This is a genomic window from Ideonella lacteola (assembly GCF_038066555.1).
GTDB classification, from domain to species: Bacteria; Pseudomonadota; Gammaproteobacteria; order Burkholderiales; family Burkholderiaceae_C; genus Ideonella; species Ideonella lacteola.
Genome location: NZ_JBBUTG010000072.1, coordinates 1 through 2,219 on the forward strand (window position 1 = coordinate 1; position 2,219 = coordinate 2,219).

Genomic DNA, 2,219 nt, shown 5'->3' on the forward strand with positions numbered 1-2,219 from the left:
TCGCCTCGTGCGCTTGGCCGTCGTCCCCAGGCCCAGGCTGTGTTGTTTCATGCGCCATATCGTCTCAGCACTTCAGCTTCCCGCCAAGCACCAGGCCGCGCGATTTCTGCAGACCTTCCTTAGGCGCGTCGATTGTGCAGCGCATCGCACAAGACAGCCAGTTCCTTCGCCTTGTCTGAGAAGCTGCCATAAATATTTGGATCTGCATCGTAGTATTCCTGATTCGCCGCTACATGCTCAACAGTTGGGCGAAGGGCTGCATATACTTGAGCAACGCTCCCTGGATCGCGCCGCTCCCGCGCCACGAGCAGATTGAGAAAAGGACTTGCCGAGTCCGAATCACCCTCCGCGGCACTTGACATGACGAACTCGGCAAACGCTTGAACGTAGTATTGGAACGCCCGACGAGGCATAAACAGGAGTTCGCCGGCCCTCTCAATGGATCGACCGTTGCCGAAGTGCGCCTGAACCTCGGCAATGGACTTGCCGAAGAGCAACTTATGTGCGTGCCTAACGTCCAAGTCGTCTCTATATCCAATCCAGTCTGCTGCCCCTGGAACTCGTACCCTTTGCTTCGCCATAGGCCTAACGTTCGACGTAAGGGGCTGGCCGCAGGCCAGTCCCCTTGACGGAGTGGTTAGGCAGAGCGGCCAGAGCACCGAGATGCCTGGAACGCAATGCCAGAACCGGTATGTATCCCTTGCCAGCTCGCCAAGCGCGCCAACCGCTGATGGAGCAAGGTGCTTTTATGAAAAGTAGCACGAGGCTGACCTGACCAGACAAGGGATTTCAGCTGCCTTCACCAAGCGAAGAAAGCTCGCCTTGGCAGAGATGGCGCACAGCGTACCACCGGCGCCGACCAAGGAGAGCGATTCCAGCAACCGCGGTGTGCTGCCGCGGCCACCCGCATGTGCCCAAGCTGACTGGAATACGGCAGGAGCCGCCACGGTCCGTGCGCTGGCCGCCGAAGGACGGGCAGCCCACGCTGACTGCGAAGCAAACAGCCGACATGCGTGGATATGCCGCTTCGAACTCATCGGTCAGCCCCTGACTTCTGATGCCTAACGTTCGACGTAAGGGGCGGCTTGCGGCTTGCCGCAAGACGTCCCCTTGACGGAGGGGTTAGGCATCACTCGGGAAAGGCTTGCTTCACTGCGAGAGTTCACTCCAGCGCTCCATCACAAACAAACCGAAATTCTTCAGACCTGAGTGACCACGTCCAATCAACGTTTGGCACGTGAGCCAGGAGACGGACGCTTTCACCGCCCAAAAAGCTCACGATCATGTCGCCATTAGCTTGAACGTCGACCGCCACTACTCGACTCTTGTTCGTGAGCCGAAGCAGGAGGCTTCCTACCTTTACCGCCTGCTCTGACTCCTCTTCCGGGGACTCTTGATCAGGAAGCAGAATCTCTGCCGCCATAAGCGTTACGTCGTGCTGAGCCAAGAACACCAATTCCCAATAGGTGATGGCATAGGTCACACGTTCTAGGGACGCACCGACGAGCGCCTCGCGAATGCGCGACTCAACACCAGCGCGCATACGGTCTAGAGGCTTTTCCACCTGTGATGCCTAACGTTCGACGTAAGGGGCCTGCCGCAGGCAGGTCCCCTTGACGGAGGGGTTAGCCGTCGGCGTTACAAGGCTTTGACGAGTTGAAGGCATGGATTGCTCTTGGACCAGAGAAGGGGAAACTCTTCGAGGGCCGCATAGCCGGCGCTGAAGTAGAACGCTCGAGTTTCGGCGTATTCTGGACTCGGATTACCAGGCGAGATGGTCTTGACTTGCATGAACCGTCCACCGCGAAGCTGAGCCCAGGATTCCGCTGCTTTCAGCAATCTGCTGCCCAGGCCACGACGCCGCTGACCTGCCTGAACCGCCATGCAATGGACCTCGAATGAGTGCTCGAAGTGCTGGCGGACCGTGATGAAGCCCACCAAGGCCGAAGACTCTCTGGCAACAAGTGTTGGATACTTTTCCGCGTCTGCGGCGTACTGCAGGAGAGCGCTTTCGATCCCGAACCACGCTGGAAGGTCGCGAAGGACCAACTCGCACTCACTTCCTACGCCTGCGCTGGCGAGAGAGACTTCCATCGACGGCTAACGTTCGACGTAAGGGGCTGGCCGCAGGCCAGTCCCCTTGACGGAGCGGTTAGGCAGAGGGGGAAGGGCACCGAGATGCCTGGAACGCAATGCCACAACCGACATGTATTTCATGC

The 2,219-nt window shown here is 58.7% G+C and carries 3 protein-coding genes; all 3 read right to left on the minus strand.

Annotated elements, in window-relative coordinates:
- Positions 1-119: 119 nt before the first annotated feature.
- The 3 genes from AACH06_RS30055 to AACH06_RS30065 all read right to left on the minus strand — a co-directional run bounded on the left by AACH06_RS30055 (position 120) and on the right by AACH06_RS30065 (position 2,094).
- Positions 120-497, minus strand: a complete 378-nt coding sequence (locus AACH06_RS30055; protein WP_341429516.1) for a hypothetical protein — start codon at positions 495-497, stop codon at positions 120-122.
- Positions 498-1,162: 665 nt separating this feature from the next.
- Positions 1,163-1,564, minus strand: coding sequence for a hypothetical protein (locus AACH06_RS30060; RefSeq protein ID WP_341429517.1), 402 nt, complete (start codon positions 1,562-1,564; stop codon positions 1,163-1,165).
- A 74-nt stretch (positions 1,565-1,638) separates the two neighbouring features.
- A complete protein-coding gene (locus AACH06_RS30065) occupies positions 1,639-2,094 on the minus strand; it encodes a GNAT family N-acetyltransferase (protein WP_341429518.1) in 456 nt (151 codons plus the stop codon).
- Between the last annotated feature and the right edge of the window lie 125 nt (positions 2,095-2,219).

Coding starts and splice junctions, on each gene's coding strand:
- AACH06_RS30065 (WP_341429518.1), bottom strand. CDS start 2,094: ATGGAAGTCTCTCTCGCCAGCGCAGGCGTAGGAAGTGAGTGCGAGTTG.